Source organism: Sulfitobacter sp. 1A13368 (assembly GCF_043557275.1).
Taxonomy (GTDB): Bacteria; Pseudomonadota; Alphaproteobacteria; order Rhodobacterales; family Rhodobacteraceae; genus Sulfitobacter; species Sulfitobacter faviae.
On the sequence record NZ_JBIFFR010000008.1, the window covers coordinates 188,683 to 209,368 of the forward strand.

At 64.4% G+C, this 20,686-nt stretch carries 20 protein-coding genes; 12 read left to right on the forward strand and 8 right to left on the reverse strand.

The window, feature by feature from the left end:
* Positions 1-9 precede the first annotated feature (9 nt).
* A complete protein-coding gene (locus ACGYK4_RS15975) occupies positions 10-921 on the forward strand; it encodes a dihydrodipicolinate synthase family protein (RefSeq protein ID WP_073037906.1) in 912 nt (303 codons plus the stop codon).
* Positions 918-1,628, forward strand: coding sequence for a ribonuclease activity regulator RraA (locus ACGYK4_RS15980; protein ID WP_394431360.1), 711 nt, complete (start codon positions 918-920; stop codon positions 1,626-1,628). The genes ACGYK4_RS15975 and ACGYK4_RS15980 overlap by 4 nt, the downstream gene beginning before the upstream one ends.
* A gap of 1 nt (position 1,629) precedes the next feature.
* On the opposite strand, the gene ACGYK4_RS15985 is transcribed toward ACGYK4_RS15980, so the two are convergent.
* Positions 1,630-2,406 carry a GntR family transcriptional regulator gene (locus ACGYK4_RS15985; protein WP_084729401.1) on the reverse strand — a complete coding sequence of 259 codons (777 nt, stop codon included), beginning with the start codon at positions 2,404-2,406 and terminating at the stop codon, positions 1,630-1,632.
* Between the two features lie 92 nt (positions 2,407-2,498).
* On the opposite strand from ACGYK4_RS15985, the gene ACGYK4_RS15990 reads away from it, so the two are divergent.
* The 4 genes from ACGYK4_RS15990 to ACGYK4_RS16005 all read left to right on the forward strand — a co-directional run bounded on the left by ACGYK4_RS15990 (position 2,499) and on the right by ACGYK4_RS16005 (position 7,545).
* Positions 2,499-4,046 (forward strand): UxaA family hydrolase, encoded by a 1,548-nt coding sequence (locus ACGYK4_RS15990; RefSeq protein WP_394457339.1) that lies wholly within the window; start codon positions 2,499-2,501, stop codon positions 4,044-4,046.
* Between the two features lie 24 nt (positions 4,047-4,070).
* Positions 4,071-5,384, forward strand: a complete 1,314-nt coding sequence (locus tag ACGYK4_RS15995; protein WP_394457341.1) for a lactate racemase domain-containing protein — start codon at positions 4,071-4,073, stop codon at positions 5,382-5,384.
* Positions 5,384-6,565 (forward strand): LarC family nickel insertion protein, encoded by a 1,182-nt coding sequence (locus ACGYK4_RS16000; protein WP_394457342.1) that lies wholly within the window; start codon positions 5,384-5,386, stop codon positions 6,563-6,565. The genes ACGYK4_RS15995 and ACGYK4_RS16000 overlap by 1 nt, the downstream gene beginning before the upstream one ends.
* Before the next feature lie 71 nt (positions 6,566-6,636).
* Positions 6,637-7,545: a LysR family transcriptional regulator gene (locus ACGYK4_RS16005; RefSeq protein WP_394457343.1), complete on the forward strand. Its 909-nt coding sequence runs from the start codon at positions 6,637-6,639 to the stop codon at positions 7,543-7,545.
* Here ACGYK4_RS16005 and ACGYK4_RS16010 read toward each other — a convergent pair whose 3' ends face one another.
* The gene (locus ACGYK4_RS16010; RefSeq protein WP_394457344.1) at positions 7,546-8,271 is read right to left on the reverse strand and encodes an SDR family NAD(P)-dependent oxidoreductase; all 726 of its coding nucleotides are present in this window, start codon (positions 8,269-8,271) and stop codon (positions 7,546-7,548) included.
* Between the two features lie 87 nt (positions 8,272-8,358).
* On the opposite strand from ACGYK4_RS16010, the gene ACGYK4_RS16015 reads away from it, so the two are divergent.
* From ACGYK4_RS16015 to ACGYK4_RS16025, 3 genes are read left to right on the forward strand one after another with little or no spacing between them, the layout of a single operon-like run.
* Complete coding sequence (locus ACGYK4_RS16015) at positions 8,359-9,222, forward strand: 3-hydroxyacyl-CoA dehydrogenase NAD-binding domain-containing protein (RefSeq protein WP_394457345.1); 864 nt, start codon at positions 8,359-8,361, stop codon at positions 9,220-9,222.
* Between the two features lie 24 nt (positions 9,223-9,246).
* Complete coding sequence (locus ACGYK4_RS16020; RefSeq protein ID WP_394431346.1) at positions 9,247-10,074, forward strand: 3-keto-5-aminohexanoate cleavage protein; 828 nt, start codon at positions 9,247-9,249, stop codon at positions 10,072-10,074.
* A gap of 38 nt (positions 10,075-10,112) precedes the next feature.
* Positions 10,113-10,271 (forward strand): peptidase M23, encoded by a 159-nt coding sequence (locus ACGYK4_RS16025; RefSeq protein ID WP_394431344.1) that lies wholly within the window; start codon positions 10,113-10,115, stop codon positions 10,269-10,271.
* 14 nt (positions 10,272-10,285) lie between these two features.
* On the opposite strand, the gene ACGYK4_RS16030 is transcribed toward ACGYK4_RS16025, so the two are convergent.
* Positions 10,286-10,864 carry a DUF1190 domain-containing protein gene (locus ACGYK4_RS16030; RefSeq protein WP_394457346.1) on the reverse strand — a complete coding sequence of 193 codons (579 nt, stop codon included), beginning with the start codon at positions 10,862-10,864 and terminating at the stop codon, positions 10,286-10,288.
* Between the two features lie 38 nt (positions 10,865-10,902).
* Complete coding sequence (locus ACGYK4_RS16035) at positions 10,903-12,129, reverse strand: glutathionylspermidine synthase family protein (RefSeq protein WP_394457347.1); 1,227 nt, start codon at positions 12,127-12,129, stop codon at positions 10,903-10,905.
* Positions 12,130-12,375: 246 nt separating this feature from the next.
* Here ACGYK4_RS16035 and ACGYK4_RS16040 point away from each other — a divergent pair, with 246 nt between their 5' ends.
* Genes ACGYK4_RS16040 through ACGYK4_RS16050 form a run of 3 tightly spaced genes read left to right on the forward strand, consistent with a single transcriptional unit; the run spans position 12,376 to position 16,051 of the window.
* Positions 12,376-12,882 carry a 2Fe-2S iron-sulfur cluster-binding protein gene (locus ACGYK4_RS16040; RefSeq protein WP_082852032.1) on the forward strand — a complete coding sequence of 169 codons (507 nt, stop codon included), beginning with the start codon at positions 12,376-12,378 and terminating at the stop codon, positions 12,880-12,882.
* Entirely contained in the window at positions 12,879-13,865 is a 987-nt protein-coding gene (locus tag ACGYK4_RS16045) for an FAD binding domain-containing protein (protein WP_394457348.1), read from the forward strand. Before ACGYK4_RS16040 ends, ACGYK4_RS16045 begins: the two co-directional genes overlap by 4 nt.
* Entirely contained in the window at positions 13,862-16,051 is a 2,190-nt protein-coding gene (locus ACGYK4_RS16050; RefSeq protein WP_394457349.1) for a molybdopterin cofactor-binding domain-containing protein, read from the forward strand. Before ACGYK4_RS16045 ends, ACGYK4_RS16050 begins: the two co-directional genes overlap by 4 nt.
* Positions 16,052-16,107: 56 nt before the next feature.
* Here ACGYK4_RS16050 and xylB read toward each other — a convergent pair whose 3' ends face one another.
* From xylB to ACGYK4_RS16070, 4 genes are all read right to left on the reverse strand, one after another.
* Entirely contained in the window at positions 16,108-17,553 is a 1,446-nt protein-coding gene (gene xylB / locus ACGYK4_RS16055; protein ID WP_394457350.1) for a xylulokinase, read from the reverse strand.
* Between the two features lie 62 nt (positions 17,554-17,615).
* Positions 17,616-18,563 carry an ABC transporter substrate-binding protein gene (locus ACGYK4_RS16060; protein WP_394457351.1) on the reverse strand — a complete coding sequence of 316 codons (948 nt, stop codon included), beginning with the start codon at positions 18,561-18,563 and terminating at the stop codon, positions 17,616-17,618.
* A 33-nt stretch (positions 18,564-18,596) separates the two neighbouring features.
* On the reverse strand, positions 18,597-19,595 hold the full coding sequence (locus ACGYK4_RS16065) for an ABC transporter permease (protein WP_067263827.1): 999 nt from the start codon (positions 19,593-19,595) through the stop codon (positions 18,597-18,599).
* 11 nt (positions 19,596-19,606) lie between these two features.
* A partial coding sequence (locus ACGYK4_RS16070) for a sugar ABC transporter ATP-binding protein (RefSeq protein WP_394457352.1) occupies positions 19,607-20,686 on the reverse strand: 1,080 nt, incomplete at its 5' end.

Consider the following 20,686-nt stretch of genomic DNA (forward strand, 5'->3'; position numbering starts at 1 on the left):
GGGCTGGCAATGACACATGATCTTTCGAAAGCGCTTACCGGCATTTCGGGCATCCTCGTGACGCCCTATGACGCGGGCGGAGAGATCGCGCCGCGCAAGCTGGCGCCGATCATTGACCGCGCGCTTGCCGCCGGGGTGCATATCCCGGTGGTGAACGGCAATACCGGCGAATATTACGCGCTGACCAATGATGAGGCCTGCACCATGGTGCGCGAGGTGGCGCAGATGGTCGATGGCCGCGCGCCGCTGCTTGCGGGGGTCGGGCGCGGCATTCGCGATGCCTGTGCGCTGGCCAAGGCAAGCGCCGAGGCGGGGGCGGATGCGCTGATGATCCACCAACCGCCCGATCCCTTCGTCTCCCCCCGCGGTACGGTCGATTATGTGCGCGCGGTGCGGGATGCCTCGGGCGGGCTGCCGGTGATGCTGTACCTGCGCAATGACGCGATGGGGCCCGAGGGCATCGCGCGGCTGTGCGAGGTCGACGGGGTGAAGGGCGTCAAATGGGCCACGCCGAACCCCTTGAACCTTGCCCGCGCGATCGAAGCGGCGCCGAAAGACATCGTCTGGGTCGGCGGTCTGGCCGAGGTCTGGGCGCCGCCGCTCTATGCCGTGGGGGCGCGGGGCTTCACCTCGGGTCTAATCAACGTCTGGCCCGAGCGCTCGGTCGCCATCCACGCGGCACTCGACGCAGGCGACTACGGCGAAGCGAACCGCCTCATCGCCGGGATGCGCGCCTTTGAGGACATCCGCGCGGAAGAGCATAACGGCACCAATGTCACCGGCGTCAAAGCGGCTCTCATGGCCATCGGACAGGATTGCGGCCCCACGCGCCCGCCTTCCGCATGGCCGCTGACGGAACAGCAGCAGGCGGTGCTGGATCAATTCGTGAAAGACAATCAACTGAAGGGAGAGGCGGCATGAGCCCCGAACTACGCGAGAAACTCCAAGCGGTCTCGGTCGCGACTTTGGCGACGGCGCTGTACAAGCGCGGGCTGCGCAATCAGGTGGTACAGGGCGTCGGCCCGGTTACCGCCAAGGGGCGCAACATGGTCGGCCCCGCCTTTACCCTGCGCTATATGCCCGCCCGCGAAGACCGCAACCAACTGGTCGAATTCCGCAATCCCGAGCATCCGCAGCGCGTCGCGATCGAGACCTGCCCCGAGGGCCATGTGCTGGTGATGGACAGCCGCAAGGATGCTCGGGCCGCCAGTGCCGGTGACATCCTGATCACACGGCTGATGATGCGCGGCGCGGCGGGTGTGGTGACCGACGGGGGCCTGCGCGATGCGGCGACCATCGGCGCGCTTGAGATCCCCGCCTATCACGCGCGCCCCTCCAGCCCCACGAACCTGACGCTGCATGAGGCGATTGAAATCAACTGCCCCGTGGGCTGCGGCGATGCCCCGGTCTTTCCCGGTGATATCGTGGTGGGCGACGACGACTGCGTGATCATCATCCCCGCGGATATCGCCGAAGAGGTGGCCGAAGAGGCCGTCGAGATGACCGCCTATGAGGATTTCGTGGTGGAGCAGGTCAAGGATGGCGCCGGGATCATCGGGCTCTACCCCGGCACCAAGCAAGAGAACCTTGATAAGTTCGCCGCGTGGCGCAAGGCCAACAACCGCTGAGTTAGGGCTTTTCCGGGGTGAAATACTCCGGGAAAGCCGCCCGTTTCTCGGTCATCCGGTCGACAGTGCGTTGTAGGTGCTGGCGCAGCGCCTCCATCGCCGCGGGCGCATCGCCCGCTTCGATCCCGTCGAGGATGCGGCTGTGGCCGCCGATCACGTCCTTGTTGTTCAGAATGCGTCCCGCCTCGTCAATGTCGTCCAGATGCAGGCGGCGCAGGCGTTCCAAATGGCCCGCATGGCTGCGCATGATGCGCTGGCTCTGCACATGACCCGCCGCCACGAAGAGGGTCTGGTGAAACACCTCGTCCAACTCCTGAAAAGTCGGCACATCGCCGGGTTGGTCCGAGATGCTGCTTTGCAAGGCGACGATGCTGCGCAGTCGGGTGAGGGCTTCGGGCGCGATCTCATCGGCCAAACGGCGCACGACTTCGGTCTCAAGCGCGATGCGCATGAACTGCGCCTCGCGGATTGCCGACATGTCGATCGGTGTGACAAGCGTGCGCGATTGCGGGTAGATCTTGACCAGCCCTTCTTTGGCCAGCTGTTGCAGCGCATCGCGCAGCGGCGTCAGGCTGACGCCATGGGTCTCGGCCAGTTCGGCACGCAACAGCGGTGTGCCGGGCGGCAGGTCGAGCCTTACGATCTGATCGCGCAGCGTGGCGTAAACCCCGCGCCCCGTCGGCCCGCCCTCAAACAGACCCAAGTCGGCCCCACCGCCAAGGATGCTTTTGGCAAGGGTCTGTGCGCTCTGCGCGGCGGGTTTCTTCGATGCGGTCATGCGGGCTCTTCCATAGCTGTTAAATCTAATATATCAGTTAATGACATCTTACCGAAGCGGTTTTTTCGACACCCGAGGGAGGGGAGCATCCGATGGACAGCCAGACCATGCAAGAGGACAGACGCGCAAAGGTGATGCTGCTGTCACCGACGGATAACGTGGTCGTGGCAACCGCGGCGGTTCCCCGTGGCGCGGTATTGCCGCAAGACGGGCTGCGTGCCAACCATGATACGCCCCAAGGTCACAAGATCGCGATCCGCCCGATCCAACGCGGCGCACCGATCCTGAAATTCGACACGGTGATCGGCTATGCCGCAGAAGAGATCGCCGCAGGCGATTGGCTGCACAGCCATAACATCAAGTTCGACGCGGTTGACAAAGACTATGCCTTTGCCCGCGATTATACCCCGACCAAGCTGCTGCCACCGCAAGAGCGCGCGCAGTTCATGGGCATCCGCCGCGCCAATGGCCGGGTGGGCACGCGCAACTACATCGGGCTTTTCGTCACCGTGAATTGCTCGGCCACCGTGGCGCGCAAGATCGCCAATTACTTCGACGAAGAGCGGATGGAGGCATGGGAGAATGTCGACGGGGTGATCCCCTTCATCCACGAATCCGGCTGCGGAATGGAGCTTACGGGCGAGCCGATGGACCTGCTGCGCCGCACGCTCTCGGGCTATATCCGCCACCCCAATCTGGCCGGTGCCGTGGTCCTGTCGCTGGGTTGTGAGCGCAACAACCTCGCCCAGTTCTTTGAAGAGGAGGGGTTGGCCGAGGGCAAGATGCTGCGCTGCGTCACCATGCAACATGTCGGCGGCACGGCCCGCGCGATTGCCGAAGGCAAAGAAGCGGTGCGCGAAATGCTGGATCAGGCCAATGCCGTCCGGCGTGTGCCCTGTTCGGCGGAACATATCACCATCGGGATGCAATGCGGCGGGTCGGACGGGCTTTCGGGGCTTTCGGCCAACCCCGGTCTGGGGGCGGCGGCGGATATCCTCGTGCGCAACGGCGGCACGGCGATCCTTTCGGAAACGCCCGAGATCTTTGGCGTCGAACACCTGCTGACCCGGCGCGCCTGCAGTGAAGCGGTGGGGCGCAAGCTGGTCGAACGCATGGATTGGTGGCTGGACTATACCAAGGGCCGCGACACGCAGATCAACGGCGTGGTCAGCCCCGGCAATCAGGCCGGCGGGCTGGCAAATGTGCTGGAAAAATCGCTCGGCGGGGCCAAGAAAAGCGGCAGCACGGGGCTGATGGAGGTCTACCGCTATGCCGAACCCGTGACGCAAAAGGGGCTGGTCTTCATGGATACGCCCGGCTTCGATCCCGTCTCGGCCACAGGGCAGATCGCGGGGGGCGCGAACCTGATCTGCTTTACCACCGGGCGCGGGTCTTGCTTTGGCTCTTACCCGTCACCAACGATCAAACTGGCTTCCAACACGCCGATGTTTACCAAGATGCAGGACGATATGGACATCAACTGCGGCACCGTGATCGACGGCGACCAAAGCCTAGAGGAATTGGGGCAAACGATTTTCGAGCGCATCCTCGCCATCGCCTCGGGCGAGCAAAGCAAATCCGAAGCGCTCGGCGTGGGCGAAGAGGAATTCGCGCCTTGGCCGATTGGGGTCACGGGGTAACAGATGTCGAAGGGGACAGCGCAGATGAAACCGAACTATGTGAAACTGGTCGAGGATACGCCGCTGCCGCGCATGGCGCTTTGCCGTCAGACCTTTGCCGCAACCCAGATCGACGACCCGCGCGCCGCCGTGGCAGAGGCGATGCAGGCCGATTGCGCAGGCAAGATCAAGCCGGGCATGTCCATCGCCATCACCGCAGGCAGCCGCGGGCTGGCGAACCTGCCGGAACTGCTGGCCGCCATCGTGGCCGAGGTCCGCGCGCGCGGGGCGCATCCCTTCGTCGCGCCCGCCATGGGCAGCCACGGCGGCGCCACCGCAGAGGGGCAGACCGCGCTGCTGGCGAAACTGGGCGTGACCGAAGAGAGCCTCGGTTGCGAAATCCGCTCTTCGATGGAAACCGATGAGATCGGCGTGCTCGACAACGGCATGTCGGTGCGGATGGACCGCCACGCCAATGCCGCCGATGGGATCATCCTGTTCAACCGGATCAAGCCGCATACCTCTTTCCGCGCGCCAAACGAAAGCGGGCTGGCCAAGATGCTCTCGATCGGGTTGGGCAAGCAATCGGGGGCCGAAACCTGCCATTCGCGCGGGATCGACAACGTCGGCATCTTCGTGGCCAAAATGGCGCGCATGAAGCTGGAACGCTGCAAGGTGCTGTTCGGCATCGGCACGATCGAGAATGCCTATGACGGGCTGGCGCAAGTCGTGGCGCTTGACAGCGACGGGATGCTGGAGGCCGAAGCCCCCTATCTGCAAGAGGCGATGCGCAACATGCCCCGCCTGCCGCTGGGGCCGCTGGATGCGCCTTCGGCCTCGGGCGATCTGGATGTGCTGGTTGTGGATGAGATCGGCAAGGAGTTCTCAGGCACCGGGATGGACCCCAATATCACCCATCGGTTTTCGAGCGAGAAGATGCAGGTCCATCTGCATATCTCGCGGCTGGTGGCGCTTGGCCTGTCGCCGCGCAGCAATGGCAACGGCAATGGCGCGGCGCGGGCGGATGTGATCACGCAGCGGTTGGAGCAGGATTTCGACCGCGAGGCGGTCTATGCCAATGCCATCACCTCGCAGGTGTTGAAACAGTCGAAAATCCCGATGGTCATGCCCTGCGACCGCACCGCGATCCAGACGGCGGTCAAGACCTGCGGGGCCGAGGATATCACCAAGGTCCGGCTGCTGCGCATCCCCAATACGCTGAAGCTTGAGTATCTCTATGCCTCTGAGGCGATGCTGCCGGAACTGCGCGACCGCCCGGGGCTTGAGGTGATCGGTGACCTGCATGAGATGCAGTTCGACGGCGGCCTGCTGCGCAACCCTTGGCCGGAGGGACATTGATGCGGGGGCAGGGGCTTCACCTACACCTCGACCCCGTAGGCGGGGCGGCGGGGGATATGTTCATCGCGGCGATGTTGCATGCCTTCCCCGATCTGGCCGAGCACGCCTTGGCCGATGTCGCCGCCGTCCTCCCCGCCGAGGTGGGCCATGCGGAACTGAGCGAACATGTCGCCTCGGGCATTACCTCGCGGCGGTTTGAGCTGGTGCTGACAGCACCCGACGCCGGCAGGCGGCACGGGGCCGAGACGACCTATCGCGCCATGCGCAACTTGCTAGAGAACGCAGCGCTGTCGGAGGGCACGGCGGAGGCCGCCTGCGCCATCCTTCACCGGATCGCCGAGGCCGAAGCGCAGGTGCATGACATCCCCCTCGACCGGGTGCATTTCCACGAGATCGCGGATTGGGACGCGCTGATGGATGTGACCGCCGCGGGCAGCATCTGCGCCGCGCTGGCGGGGGCGACCGTCTCGCTAGCAGCACTGCCCCTCGGCGGCGGGCTGGTCGAAACGGCGCATGGCAAACTGCCGGTGCCCGCGCCCGCCACGGCGCTGATCTTGCAGGGTTACGATTGGCATGACGACGGCGTGCCGGGCGAGCGGGTGACGCCCACGGGGGCCGCGATCCTTGCCCATCTTACCTGCGGTAGCCCCATTGCCAGCCGTCCACCGGGGCGGCTGCGCTGTACCGGATCGGGCGCGGGGATGCGGGTGATGAAAGGCCTGCCGAATATCCTGCGCGTGAGCGTTTTTGACACCGGCGCGGCGGGCATCGCGCAGGACAGTCTCGTGCAATTCGCCTGCGATATCGACGATATGACGGGCGAAGAATTGGGCGCGGCGGTGGATCGGTTGCGCGAGATGGAGGGCGTGGTCGATCTCATGATGCTCAGCGGGCAGGGCAAGAAATCCCGCCCCGTCACGCGGCTTGAGTTGCTGGTGCAACCGCAAGAGGCTGAGGCGGTCGCCGCCCGGGTCTTCGATCTGACCTCGACCCTCGGCCTCCGCCGCAGTCTTGTCGACCGGCTGATCCTCCCACGGGAAAGCGATGACAGCGGGCCGCTTCGGCGCAAGCGCGCACGGCGCCCCGGTGGGCATGAGACGGTTAAGGTCGAAAGCGACGATCTGGCTGAGGCCGAGACCCTGCACGCCCGCCGCAGCCGCGCCCGCGCGGCGGAGGGGTAGGGGCCAGTGATCTAACTTGCTTATCACCGGCCCGCGTGTGAAAACCCTCTGACGTCAGTTCAGGGGGCCGCATGGAAACGCCACTCACCGCCACGTTGCGCCAGTATGAGGTCTTCGTCGCCATCGCGGAAACGCTGCATTTCGGTCAAGCGGCAGCCGCGCTCGGCGTGGCGCAACCGGCGCTGACGCAGCAGCTGAAACATCTCGAAACCGCCTTTGGCGGTGAGCTTCTCTTTGACCGCAACCGCCGCCGGGTGATGCTGACGGACTTCGGCAGATCGCTCCTGCCCGAGGCCCGTGCCCTGCTGCAACAGGCCCGGCGGGTCGAGGCATTGGCCGAAGCGGCGCGCAACGGCCAGCGCGGGCGGATCGAATTGGCCTATGTCGGCTCGGCCTCCTACGCGGGGATCCTCGGGCGGCTCCTGCGCGAGTTGCGCGCGGGCGCGGCAGAGGTGGATCTGATCCTGCGCGAGTTGGACATGGACCTGCAAATCGCCGAGATCGTGGCGGGCAGGCTCGACGCGGGTTTCGTGCGCCTGCCGCTTTCCGGCGTGCCAGAGGATTTGGCCACCCGCACGGTTCATACCGAGGATATCCTGCTGGCTGTGCCGCCCGATCACCGCCTTGCCGAGGTGCCTTCCGTTGCCATGGCGGCGCTGCGCGAGGAGAGTTTCATCTTCAGCCACCTTGGCCCCGACATGGGCTTTGCCGCCTGCGCCTATCAACTCTGCGCCGATGCCGGTTTCGCCCCCCGCGTGGCCCATCGCGCGCCGCAGTTCACCGCCATCGTAAACTTCGTCTCGGCGGGTCTCGGGGTGGCTTTCGTCCCCGCCTCCGCCGCGCGGATGAAGGATGCGGGCGTGTCCTTCCTGCCGATCCGCGATGCAAAGGTTCAAAGCCGGATCGGGCTGGCCTATCTGCGCGACCCAAGCAATCCGGTCCTGCGCAGGCTGCTCGACGCATTGGAGGCCGAGGGCTGATTACCCGACCGCCGTGCCACCACAGACAAAGACCGTTTGCCCGGTGATGAAACCGCTGCGGGCATCGGCGAAAAAGGCCACCGCCTGCGCCACATCCTCGGGCGTGCCCATGCGGCCCATCGGCACCGCATCGACGATGGCGCGGGTTTCTGGCGCATCTTCGGGGTTGTTCTCCCAAAAGGCGGTGGTGGCGATGGGGCCGGGGGCGACGCAGTTCACGGTGATCCCGTCGCGCGCCAGTTCCAGCGCCCAAGTCCGCGCCATTGACTGGATCGCGCCCTTGCTCGCGGAATAGAGCGTGCGGTCGATCTTGCCCTTGGTCACGCGGCTGGTGTTCATCACGATCCGCCCAGCCCCCGCCGCGCGCATTCCCGGCACGACCAGTTTCGCCGTCAGAATGCTGGGGCGCAGGTTCAGATGCATGATGGGGTCGAAATCGTCGAGGTCGACGGTGTCGAAGGATGCGGGCTTCACGATACCGACGTTATTGACCAGACAGGTCACCGGTCCCTGCGCGAGGATGTGTTGGAGGGCAGCCGTGGTCGCCACGATGTCCGTCAGATCCACCCGCTGCGCATCCGCCCGAAGCGCGGGGTCTTCGGGGGCTTCGATATCCAGCACGAAGACACGCCAGCCGTCCTCACGCAGCCTGCGCGCGATGCCGAGGCCGATGTTGCGCGCCCCGCCGGTGACGAGCGCATGGCGCGGAGAGGGGTCTTGGGTCACGGGGCGGCATCCTTTTTCCTATTTGCTGTTTACTTATCACTACGCTCTGGTGATAAGTAAACAACTGATATCCGGGAGGGGGATCACATGGCCAAAGGCATCATCATCGTGGGGGCGGGCACGATGGGCCAATCCATCGGCAGGCTCTTTGCCCAGCACGGCTGGACGGTCCAAGCGGTCGACCCGACCGAGGCCGCGCGGGAGGCATTTTTGGCCACGGTGCCGGGGGCGACCGCCTCCGCTGCCTTGGAGGAGGCAGGGCAGGCCGATGTTGCATTGGAATGCGTGCCGGAAGACCTCGCGCTGAAACGCCGTGTGCTCGCCGCTTTGGAAGGGGCCGTGCCGGAGGGTGCGCCGATCTTGTCCAACACCTCAGGCCTGAGGTTGGAAGCGATGACGGCGGATATGGCCCGGCCCGAACGCGCCGTGATCACGCATTTCTTCAACCCCGGCGATGTGATCCCCGCCGTCGAAGTCGTCGCAGCCCAAGACGCGCCCGAAGGGCTTTGTGCCGAGGTCATGACCCTGCTGCGCGGGTTGGAGCGGCGGCCCGTGCGGCTGAATAACGCGCCGCCCGGTTTCGTGGCCAATCGCATTCAGCATGCCATCATGCGCGAATGCCTGCATCTGGTGGACCAAGGGGTCGCCAGCCCGGCGGAGATCGACGAGATCGTGCAATGGTCCGTCGGCGTGCGCATGGCGCTTTTCGGCCCGTTCCGCCAGCGCGATTTGAACGGGCTGGGCACCCATCTGAGCATCGCCGAATACCTCTACCCGGACCTTTGCGACCGGCATGACCCTTCGCCCAGTCTCACCGCATTGGTCGAGCGGGGGCATCTTGGCAAGCGCAGCGGCAAGGGGTTCTACGACTGGCCCGAGGCGGAGAGCTCAGGCCCGACGGAGCAAGTCCTCCGCCGTGTCATCGCCCTTGCCCGCGACAGCGCCGATTGATTTTCCAGAAAGCCGAGGACACCCATGACCGATACTCCTGCCATCATCTGCGTGGCCATCACCGGATCGCTGCCAACCAAGGCCGACAACCCGGCGGTGCCGATCGACATTAGCGAACAGATCGAAAGCACCCATGCCGCGTTCGAGGCCGGGGCGACGATCTGCCATGCCCATGTGCGCACCGCCGATGGCACCCCCACGGCGGACCCCGACCGTTTTGCGCGGTTGCAAGAGGGGCTGCGGGAACATTGCCCCGGCATGATCGTGCAATTCTCGACCGGTGGGCGTTCGGGCGCGGGCAAGAACCGCGGCGGGATGCTGCCGCTGAGGCCCGATATGGCCTCGCTTTCGGTGGGGTCGAACAACTTTCCCAACCGCGTCTATGAGAACCCGCCCGAGCTTGTCGACTGGCTGGCGGAAGAGATGATGACCTATAGCGTGCTGCCCGAGATCGAAGTCTTTGACCTCAGCCACATCCTACAGGCCAAGGCGATGGCGAAGGCGGGCAAGATCCCGGCCCGGCCCTATATCCAATTCGTCATGGGCGTGAAAAACGCCATGCCAGCGGATCGGGAGGTTTTTGATTTCTATATCAAAACCGTCAAACGGCTCTTCGGCGATATCCCGTGGTGCGCCGCCGGGATCGGGCGGCATCAGGCCGAGTTGAACGCATGGTGCGCCGCCGCGGGGGGCCATCTGCGGACGGGGCTGGAGGACAACATCCGGCTGGACAAACAGACCCTCGCCCCCTCCAATGCCGCCCTCGTGACCCGCGCGGCGGAGATCTGCGCAGAGGCCTGTCGCCCTGTCGCCACCGCGCAGCAGGCGCGTGAGATTCTGGGGCTGGCCTGAGGCCGCCCGGTCCACCCTGATAGATCAAGGAGATCGAGATGAAGAAACTGACATTCGCCCTCGCCACCTTTGCCGCACCGTTGGCAGCGCATGAGGGCGCGCATGTGCATCCCCATGGCAACGATCCCTTCTGGGCGGTGGCGGTGCTGTCGCTGGCAATCGTGATCTTTGCCGCAGCGGTGCTGCGCCGCAAGTAAGGCGTCAGCGCCGATCAGCCACCAAAGCCGCGCGATCCGCCAGAGCGGCCAAAGCCGCCGCGCGATGCGGCGGTGGCGCGGGTCATCGGGGTTTTGCCGATGGTGGTGCTGGGGCGGGTAAATTGCGAGGTGCTGAGCTTGGCCGCGCCGCGATTTGTCGAATAGGTGCTGGAGCGCGCGGCATTGGTGAAGCGCCCATCGGAGGTTTTGTAAAGCGGCTGCGCCGCCGCCATGCCGGCGCGGTTGCTCATCATATTGCCGATCAGATAGCCCGCCAGCAAAGGCATGAAGATGCCACCCGATCCGCCTTGGGTCGCCGCCTCTTCCGAGCCGCAAGCGCCTTCGCCATGCTGCTCTTCGCAGACCTCAAGGCTGTCGTAGCGTGGCGCGGATTCCACATGGAGGGTTTGCGCTGCGTCAAAGGCGGTTTCGCATTCCTGTTCGCTGTACATCCCGCCACGTTCGGCATCGGCAAGACAGCTTTGCAGGTCGGGAAAGGCGGCGGCGTCGACCTTTTCCTCCTCACAGCCAGCAAGGGTAAAGGCGGCGGCGCCGACAATGGCGATGGAAACCCGTTTCGAGCGTTTGGTCATGATGGTTGTCTTTCTGCCAAGGGCGGCGGAGCGGTGGGCTATGCCAGAATGTAGTGCGGTTTGAAGCGTGACAAATCCTGCGTGATGCGCGATCGGTCTTCGCGGATGCCGATGCCCGCGCAGGTCTCGCCCACGATCCAAGAGCCGATCACCGGGCGAAAGCCGTCGAAGGTGGGCAGCGGGGCATAGGCCTGCACGATGCGCGGATGTTCGGCGTAATCAGAGTTTTGCGACTGTTCGATCACCTTGCCGGACTGGTGGATCGTGACCGACGCCCCCTCCCGCGAGAGGATCGGCTTGCGCACATGCGCTGCTGCCAGATCCGCGGCGGCACGGTCAAAGGCCTCGGCGCAGGCGGGGGCGGCGGGGCCGCGCCCGGCGAGCGCATCGGCCACATCAGCCTCGAAAAACGCGGGCAGAAGATTGGGGTGGCCTTCGAACATCTGCCACAGCACGGGCAGAAGACCCTTGTTTGACAAAAGCGCTTTCCAGGCAGGCTCCAGAAACAGACAGCCCGAGCCTTGGATATGGGCGGCGTAGTCGTCGCGCAGCAGGTCTTCCCAAGGGTAGAGTTTGAACAGAACGGCAATGCGGCGGTCTTGATCATCAAGGAAATGGCCATCGTCGCTCAGCCCGATCTTGTCGAGATCGCAGTAATGCGCGCCCAGCCCCGCCTCGCGGGCGGCCCAGCCCATGGCTTCGACAGTGCCGTAGTCTTCGGGGTTGTCGGCCACGGCGGTGAAATGCAGATCGCTGTCCTGCTCGAAGACATCGCCAAAGCGGGCGACCAGCGCCTCATGGATGCCGTTGAACTGATCCGTGCCTTCGGGCAACAGGCCTGCTTTCAACTGGTCCTCAAGCCACTGCCACTGGAAGGCCGCGCTTTCGTAAAGCGAGGTCGGCGTGTCGGCGTTATATTCCAAAAGCTTGGCCGGGTTTGTGCCGTCATAGGCCAGATCGAAACGGCCATAGATCTCAGGATCGCCCCGGCGCCAGCTGTCGGCCACAAGATCGCGGTGGGCATCTGGAATGGCGAGCCGGGTCATCAACTCTTCGCTGGCGATGATCTCGGTCACGGCCTCGCGGCACATGGCGTGAAGCTCGGTCGAAGGGTCTTCGATGTCATTCTCGATCTGGGTGAGGGAGAACGCATAGGCCGAGGTTTCGTCCCAATAGGGCTCGCCATGCATATCAGCAAAGGTAAAGCCGACCTCTTGCGCATGGGCGCGCCAGTCGGGTCTTTCGGGCAATGTGATCTTTTGCAACGGTTCGCTCCCGCGGTTTCGCCCTCGCTTCTAATCGGCTTTGCGCCAAGCGGCCAGAGGGGGCGGCGGTTGGACGCGCCGCTGCGTAGCCAAAAGTCTCGTAATCATGATTATGTTGCTAATGTGCGCTGCCCCAGCTCCACCAGCACATCCGCTTGCCGCTCATCCGTACCGCCCTACGTCCCGAGGCAGCCGATAGCCGGAGGGGGCCGCTCCTCCGCCCCCATTTAGCCAAAGGAAATTGCCGTGGAAACGAATCTGACCATCAATGGCACGAAGCAGCGGCTGGATCTCGATCCCCGCACGACGCTGCTGGATGCGCTGCGCCACCATCTTGGACTGACCGGCAGCAAGAAGGGCTGCGATCACGGGCAATGCGGCGCTTGCACGGTCATGGTGAATGGCCGCCGGATCAACGCCTGCCTGACATTGGCCTGTATGCATGACGGCGATGAGGTGACCACCATCGAAGGCATCGGAGCGCCCGGGAACCTCAGCCCGCTGCAAGAAGCCTTTGTCAGCGAAGACGGGTTCCAATGCGGCTATTGCACGCCGGGGCAAATCTGCTCGGCCACCGCGATGCTGGAAGAGATCGCAGAGGGCTGGCCCAGCCATGTTACCGATGACCTGAGCGGCAAGCCCGCGCTGACGACGGAAGAAATCTCGGAACGGATGAGCGGCAACCTCTGCCGGTGTTCGGCCTATCCCAACATCGTCGAGGCGATCCGCAAAGCGGCGGGAGAAAGCGCATGAGACCATTCGACTATACCCGCGCCGAGAATACAGAGGCCGCCGCGCGGCTAGCGGCCAGCGGTGGCACCTTCATTGCCGGGGGCACCAACCTTCTGGACCTGATGAAGCTGGAGGTCATGACCCCCGAGGCGCTGATCGACATCAACCGGCTCGACCTTGGCGAGATCGAAGAGACCGAAGACGGCGGGCTGCGCATCGGGGCCTTGGTGACCAACAGCGATCTGGCCAATGACGCCCGTCTGCGCAAGGGCTGGCCCGTGCTGAGCCGTGCGTTGCTGGCCGGGGCCAGCGGACAGTTGCGCAACAAGGCGACAACGGGCGGCAATCTGCTGCAACGCACGCGGTGCCTGTATTTCTACGACCGCGCCATGCCCTGCAACAAACGCGAGCCAGGCACGGGCTGTTCGGCTAAGGAGGGGTTTAACCGTATCCTCGCCGTCTTGGGCACCTCGGAGCATTGCATCGCCACCCATCCCAGCGACATGGCCGTGGCCATGCGGGCGCTTGGGGCCGAGGTGGAGACGCTGAAGGAGGACGGCAGCACTCGCCGCCTGACGCTGGATGAGCTTTACCTGCTGCCCGGAGAGCGGCCAGATCTAGAGACCGTGCTCACGCCCGGCGAATTGATCACCGCCGTGGTGCTGCCCGCGCCGGTGGATGGCAAACAGACCTACCGCAAGGTGCGGGACCGGGCTTCTTATGCCTTTGCCCTCGTCTCGGTCGCAGGGATCGTGGATATCGAAGACGGGCGGATCACCCGTGCCGATCTGGCCTTTGGCGGGCTGGCGCCGAAACCGTGGCGCAATGCCGAGGTGGAGGAACTGCTGACCGGCAACGCGCCCTCGGAAGACCTTTTCAACAAAGCCGCCGATTTGCTGCTGGCCGAGGCCAAAGGCTATGGCGCGAATGATTTCAAAATCCCCCTCGCCCGCCGCACGCTGGTGTCGGTGCTGAACGAACTTACCGCGGAGGCTCAGCAATGACCGAGCAATTCAAGATGGATGCGCCTGCCACCGCCCGCAGGTTGGACGATATGGCGCAGGGGCTTGTCGGCGCGCCGCTGGACCGTCCGGAGGGGCCGCTGAAGGTGAGCGGAACGGCGACCTATGCCAATGAATGGCAGGTCGAGGGCATGGTGCATGGCGTCATGGTCCGCGCGCCGGGCAATAGCGGCCGGGTGGTCTTGGCCAACCGCGATGACGTGGCGCAAATGCCGGGGGTCTTGGCCGTGGTCCAAGACCCGCGCCTGCTGCGCAATCCGGCCCAAGGCACCGCGAACCAAGCACCCATACAGGGGCCGGATCAGGCCGCCTACCTCGGCCAGTTGATCGCGGTGGTCGTCGCCGAAGAATTCGAACAGGCCCGCCATGCGGCGCAATCGCTGAAGGTGGCGTTGGAGAATGGCGAGGTCATGCCGGTCGATCCCGCCACCGCAGCGGTTGAGCCGCAGGAGGCGAAGACCTTGGATCAGGGCGATCTGGACGGCGCTATGGCTCAGGCTGCTTTCTCGGTCGATGTAACCTATACCACCCCGTCGCATTCCAGCACCCCGATGGAGCCGCATGCCTCCATCGCCTCATGGGACGGGGAAGACCTGACCCTGCGCGGCAGCTATCAGATGCTGAAATACAACCGCAATGAGCTGTCCGATGCCTTGGGCATCCACCCTGACCGGCTGCGCATCCTGTCGCCCTATGTCGGCGGCGGCTTCGGGTCAAAACTCGGCATCGCGCCCGAGGCGGTCGCGGCGGCGATTGCCGCGAAAGAGGTGGGCCGCCCGGTCTCTGTCGCGCTGCACCGCCAGCAGGTCTATGAGGCGACGATGCGCCGGTCCGAGACCACGCAGCGGGTGCGCCTTGCCGCTGATGCCGAAGGTCGGCTGACCGGGCTGGGCCATGACGCGCGGGTGTCCAACCTGCCCGGAGAGAGCTTTGCCGAGCCGGTCTTGCAGGCGTCGCATTTCCTCTATGCCGGGGCGAACCGCAAGATGTCGATGGATTTGGCGCGGGTGCACCGGCTTTGCGCAGGCTCCGTCCGCGCGCCGGGCGAGGCGGTGGGCGTCACCGTTTTCGAAGGCGCGATGGATGAACTAGCCGAGAAGATCGGCATGGACCCTGTCGAGCTTCGCCGCCGCAACATCCCCGAGAAGGACCCCGAAAGCGGCAAGGAGTTCTCCTCTCGCCGTTTCCGAGAGGCGCTCGACAGCGGGGCCGAGACATTCGGCTGGGCCGACCGCCCCGGCGTCAAGGAGCGGCGCGAGGGGGAATGGCTGATCGGCTATGGCATGGCCTCTGCCGCGCGGGTGAACGTGTTGATGGAGAGCCAAGCCCGCGTGACGCTGATGCCCGATGGCCGCCTGCGGGTCGAAACGGATATGACCGATATCGGCACCGGCACCTATGCGATCTTGGGCCAAATCGCGGGCGATATGATGGGTCTGCCACGCGATGCGGTCGACGTGGTCTTGGGCGATACCACCCTGCCCCCGGCATCTGGTTCCGGCGGGTCGTGGGGCGCGTCGTCGAGCGGCACCTCGGTCTATCTGGCCTGCGAGGCGATCCGCAGACAGCTCGCCGCAAGGCTGGAGGTGGAGGAAGGCGATCTCATGCTCAAGGACGGCATGGCGACCTTTGACAACCAGACCCGCAGCCTGAACGATATCCTGAACGGGGATGAGATTGCCAAAGTGGGTCACGTCCAGCCCGGCGATACTTCTGAGGCAGTGCGGCAGGCCACCTTCGGGGCCTATTTCGCCGAGGTCGCGGTGCATGCCGCGTCGGGCGAGACGCGGGTGCGGCGGATGCATGGCACCTTTGCTGCCGGGCGGATCCTGAACGCCAAAACGGCACGGTCACAATGTCTGGGGGGCATGACCTTTGGCATCGGCATCGCACTGACCGAGGAGCTGGCCTTTGACCCACGTGACGGCCATGTGGCCAACCACAACCTCGCGGAATACCACATCCCGGTGAACGCGGATGTGCCGCAGCTGACCATCGATCTGCTGGAAGAGCGGGACGATTGGGCCAACCCGCTACAGGCCAAAGGGATCGGTGAATTGGGCATCTGCGGCGCGGCGGCAGCGATCACCAATGCGATCTACAACGCCACCGGCGTGCGGGTGCGTGACTATCCCGCCACTTTGGACAAGGTGATTGCCGGGATGTGATGAGAGGGGGGCGGCGTGATGGCCGCCCCTTTTCTTGCCGGTCTTGCACTTGATGCCTACTGCGCCAGCCGCTGCTCCCAAGCCGCACGGAAGTTGGCATAGCGCTCCGCATAGGCTGACGTGAGCGCAGGGTTGGGCGCGATGCTCTTGCGTATCTTCGGGGGGCGGATCACCTCGGCCTCTGCCGCCCCGCCACAGCCCAGCATCGCCAGCCGCGCCGCGCCGAGCGCCGCGCCCTGTGCACCGCTTTCGGGTACGTCGAGGGCCAGCCCGGTGATGTCGGCGATCATCTGCAACCATGTCTCCGACTGGCTGCCGCCGCCCGCCACGCAGACCCGTTCGGGCAAGGAACCACAGTGATCGAGGGCGCGACAGCAGTCGGCAAAGGCGAAGCCGACCCCTTCCATCACCGCTTGAACCATGTCGGGCAACCCATGCGCGCGGCGTAGCCCGTGGAAGGCCCCGGCGGCATCGGGGGCGTTATGCGGCGTCCGCTCGCCCGAGAGGTAAGGTAGGAAGGTGATCGCGGAGGGCTGCTGCAGGTCCTGAACCATGCCCGCCAGCGCCGCCGGGCTTTGCCCCGTGATCTGTCCCAGCCATGCCAAAGCGTCGGTTGCCGATAGGATCACCCCCATCTGGTGCCAAGTCTTCGGCACCGCGTGGCAAAAACTATGCACCGCGCTTGCGGTGTTGCTGGCGAAACGGTCGGTCACGGTGAAAAGCACGCCAGAGGTGCCGAGCGAGAGAAACCCCTGCCCCGGCTGCACCAGCCCCAGCCCCACGGCGGTGGCGGCATTGTCCCCCGCGCCGCCCGCGACGGTGACGTTGCCGACACCCCACTGAGCGGCAAGCTCGGCCCGAAGCCCGCCCGCCCGCGCGCTGCCTTCGACCAGTCGCGGCATGTGATCGCGGCTAAGCTCCGTTGCGGCGAGCAGTTCATCCGACCAATCGCGTTTTTCCACGTCGAGCCAGAGCGTCCCCGCCGCGTCGGACATTTCCGAGACATGCTCTCCCGTCAGCCATAGGCCGACATAGTCCTTCGGCAGCAAGACCTTGCGGACTTGCGCGAAAATCTCGGGCTCATGCTTTTGCACCCACCGCAGCTTGGGCGCGGTGAAGCCTGCCATGACGATATTGCCGCCCAGCCCTCGAAAATCAGCGCGTTCTTCCAGTTCCGCGCATTCGGCATGGGCGCGGCCATCGTTCCACAGGATCGCCGGGCGCAGGGGCTGGTCATTGGCATCCAGCAGCGTGGCGCCGTGCATCTGGCCCGAGACGGCAATGCCGCGCAGCGCCGCGAATGCATCCGGGGCCGCGGCGCGGACCTCGGCGATGGCAATCTCGCAGGCGGTGATCCATGAATGGGGGTCTTGCTCGCTCCACATCGGGTGCGGGCGCTGAACCTCCAATGGGGCATGACCCTCGGCCAAGGGCCGTTGGCCTTCGTCAATCAAAAGCGCTTTGACGCCCGAGGTGCCAAGGTCCAAGCCGAGATAGGTCATGCGGTACTCGTTACTTCACAAATGAGAGGGAGCCACCGGCAGGCTGCCGGTGGCCTTGGCCATTAGAACGGGCTGTCGGGATAGTAGAAATCCATCGCGTTCTCTTGTGTCACCAACACCGAGCCGATCACGAAAGTGCCCGAGACCGGCGCGTTGGAGGTGAGGCCCACGGCGGTCAGCTCAATCGCGGTGGCGATCATCGACGGCGGGTAGGTCACATTGGCCGGGATCATTTCATCGCCATCGGCAGTACGCTTGATCATCTCTTTCATACCGGCCCCGCCGAGCACGAATTTCACATCGTCACGCCCTGCCGCTTCGATCGCGGCCAGCACGCCAATCGCCATATCGTCGTCCGAGGCCCAAACCGCGTCGATATTGGGGTATTTCGACAGGAAATCCTGCATCACGGTGAAGCTGTCGTCGCGGTTCCAGTTGCCATGCTCCATGTCGAGCACATTGATGCCGGAGCCTTCGATCGCCGCGGTGAACCCCTCCACGCGCTCGTTGTCGATGGTGGTGGGGATGCCGCGCAGCACGACGATGTCGCCGCCATCGGGCATTTGCTGGACCATGAATTCACCCGACACCTTGCCAAAGCCGCTGTTGTCGCCCGCAACGTAAAGGTCTTGGATGCCCTCAACGGAGAGGCCACGGTCCACCACGGTAACCCATGCACCGCTGTCGGCCACGGCTTGCACCGGCGGGGTCAGCGGGTCGGATTCAAAGGGCAGCACCACTAGCGCGTCGATGTTGCGCGTGGCGACCATGTCTTCGATGTCGTTCACCTGTTTGCCGGGGTCCGACGCGGTGGCGAGAACGAAGTCGAGATCGGAATAGACCTCTTCCAGACGTTCGACGGTTTCCTTGGCGTGGAAGTTCATGCCCCCCGCCCAGCCGTGGGTCGCCGCCGGGATCGACACGCCGATGACTTTGGTGTCTTGCGCAAAGGCCGCGGTGCCGACAGCCGTGGCCAGCGCCGTGGCAATGAATGTTTTGGTAAATGTCATATTTGCTCCTCCCATGAAGCGTTCAACTACGGCTTAAAGCGCCGTCTTCCTTTCGCGCTGTAGGATCACAGCGAGAATGATGATAATCCCTTGGATCGCGCCGTTGAGATAGGGCGATACGAAATCGGTCAGGTTCAGGATATTGCCGATCAGGCTGAGGATCAGCACGCCGATGACGGTGCCCCAGACCCGACCGAAACCACCCTTGAGCACGGTGCCGCCAATGATGACGGCGGCAATCGCCTCCAACTCCCACAGCACCCCGGTGGAGGCCGAGGCCGAGCCGAGGCGGGGGACATACATGATCGTCGCGATGCCCACCAAGATGCCCAAGGCGGCATAAGAGATCAGACGGGTGCGATTGACGTTCACGTTGGAATAATGCGCCACATGTTCGTTCGAGCCCGTGGCGGCGCAGTGGCGGCCATAGACGCTGCGCGACATGATGATCTCACCAATAATGACCACCAGCGCGAAGACAATGATCGGCCAGCTGATCCCGAGAATGCCGTCGAAATAGACGGGCCGGTAAAAACTGCGCAGACCGAAATCGAGCGACAGGGTGCCGCCATCCGCCAGCCAAGTCACCAGCGAGCGGTAAATGCCCATGGAGCCGAGCGTGACGATGAAGGCTTCGATGCCAAGGGCGGTGATCAAAAAGCCGTTCAACAGCCCCGCCAGCAGCCCCGCGACGATGGCCGTGAACATGCCTAAGAGGATGATCGGCACGCCGACACCGAGGCTCGGTAAAGCGGCGTTCATTACCAAGATCATCAACCCCGCGATAAAGGCCGCCATCGACCCCACCGACAGGTCAAGCCCGCCCGCGGTGATGACAAAGGTCATGCCCACCGCGATGATCCCGATAAAGGCCGAGCGGGCGAGGACGTTGGTGATATTCGCCGCACTCAGGAAGTTGGAATTCAGGGCCGTGCCGATCAGCAGCAGAACGATCAGCGCGATGATCGGCCCGAGGACAGACATCGACGGCATCCGGAAGCTTTTGGTTTGAGGTGTGGTTACATCTGTCATCTTCGGTTTCCTTAGGCCGTCATCGGCATTTGTTCGGCGCTCAGCCCCATGGAGAGGCGGACAATCGCGTCTTCCGTGATCTCGCCCGCGTTCAGCGTGCCGCTGACCTCGCCCAAACGCATAACCATCACGCGGTCGGCAAGGCCGATGAGTTCGGGCATCTCGGAGGTGATCACGATAATGGCGTGGCCCTGATCGGCCAATTTGCGCAGGAAGGCATAGATTTGCTGCTTGGTGCCGATGTCGATGCCGCGGGTGGGTTCATCGACGATCAGGATGCGCGGCTCAGAGAGCATGAGCTTGGCCAGCAGCAGCTTTTGCTGGTTGCCGCCTGACATATTGCCGACGCGCACATCACGGCTGCCCGCGCGAATGTCGAACTCGCCAATGGCCTCGGTCAGGGCGGTTTCCTCTGCGTTGCGGTCGATCAGGAAGCCGCCGAATTTATGCAGGTTTTGCAGGGTCAGGTTCTCACGCATGCCGCGTTCCAGCAGCAGACCGCGCAGCTTGCGGTCTTCGGTCAGATAGCACAGCCCGGCCTGTTGCGCGTCGCTTGGCCGCTTGAACTGTACCGGCTCCCAAAAGAGGGTGACGCGCTCGGCACTTGCCGGGCGCAGCGCGGCCAGGCCTTCCATCACCTCGGTCCGGCCAGAGCCGATAAGCCCACCCAGCCCGAGGATCTCCCCCTGTCGCAGCAAAAAGGACACATTGCTGGCAAAGCCCGGCACGCTGAGGTTTTCGACCGAGAGCACCTCTGGCGCGTCCCCCTCCACACCGGGTTTGGCGGGGTAGAGGTCGGACACATCGCGGCCCACCATAGCGGTGGCCATTTCATCTTCGGTGATCTCAGAGGTCGGGCTGGATTGCACCACCGCGCCGTCACGCATGATGGTGACATGGTCCGAGATCTCGGCCACTTCGTCCAGCTTATGCGAGGTGAACAAGACCGCCGTCCCCGCCGCGCGCAGGGCCGCGACCTGTTTGAACAGCACATCGGTCTCGCGTTTGGTCAGCACCGCCGTCGGCTCGTCCATGATCAGCACCCGCGCATCGCGCGACAGGGCCTTGGCGATCTCGACCATCTGTTTGTC

Coding starts and splice junctions, on each gene's coding strand:
- ACGYK4_RS16045 (WP_394457348.1), top strand. CDS start 12,879: ATGAGACCATTCGACTATACCCGCGCCGAGAATACAGAGGCCGCCGCG.
- ACGYK4_RS16020 (WP_394431346.1), top strand. CDS start 9,247: ATGACCGATACTCCTGCCATCATCTGCGTGGCCATCACCGGATCGCTG.
- ACGYK4_RS16025 (WP_394431344.1), top strand. CDS start 10,113: ATGAAGAAACTGACATTCGCCCTCGCCACCTTTGCCGCACCGTTGGCA.
- ACGYK4_RS16030 (WP_394457346.1), bottom strand. CDS start 10,864: ATGACCAAACGCTCGAAACGGGTTTCCATCGCCATTGTCGGCGCCGCC.
- ACGYK4_RS15975 (WP_073037906.1), top strand. CDS start 10: ATGACACATGATCTTTCGAAAGCGCTTACCGGCATTTCGGGCATCCTC.
- ACGYK4_RS15985 (WP_084729401.1), bottom strand. CDS start 2,406: ATGACCGCATCGAAGAAACCCGCCGCGCAGAGCGCACAGACCCTTGCC.
- ACGYK4_RS16060 (WP_394457351.1), bottom strand. CDS start 18,563: ATGACATTTACCAAAACATTCATTGCCACGGCGCTGGCCACGGCTGTC.
- ACGYK4_RS16015 (WP_394457345.1), top strand. CDS start 8,359: ATGGCCAAAGGCATCATCATCGTGGGGGCGGGCACGATGGGCCAATCC.
- ACGYK4_RS15980 (WP_394431360.1), top strand. CDS start 918: ATGAGCCCCGAACTACGCGAGAAACTCCAAGCGGTCTCGGTCGCGACT.
- ACGYK4_RS16050 (WP_394457349.1), top strand. CDS start 13,862: ATGACCGAGCAATTCAAGATGGATGCGCCTGCCACCGCCCGCAGGTTG.
- ACGYK4_RS16000 (WP_394457342.1), top strand. CDS start 5,384: ATGCGGGGGCAGGGGCTTCACCTACACCTCGACCCCGTAGGCGGGGCG.
- ACGYK4_RS15995 (WP_394457341.1), top strand. CDS start 4,071: ATGAAACCGAACTATGTGAAACTGGTCGAGGATACGCCGCTGCCGCGC.
- ACGYK4_RS15990 (WP_394457339.1), top strand. CDS start 2,499: ATGGACAGCCAGACCATGCAAGAGGACAGACGCGCAAAGGTGATGCTG.
- ACGYK4_RS16005 (WP_394457343.1), top strand. CDS start 6,637: ATGGAAACGCCACTCACCGCCACGTTGCGCCAGTATGAGGTCTTCGTC.
- xylB (WP_394457350.1), bottom strand. CDS start 17,553: ATGACCTATCTCGGCTTGGACCTTGGCACCTCGGGCGTCAAAGCGCTT.
- ACGYK4_RS16065 (WP_067263827.1), bottom strand. CDS start 19,595: ATGACAGATGTAACCACACCTCAAACCAAAAGCTTCCGGATGCCGTCG.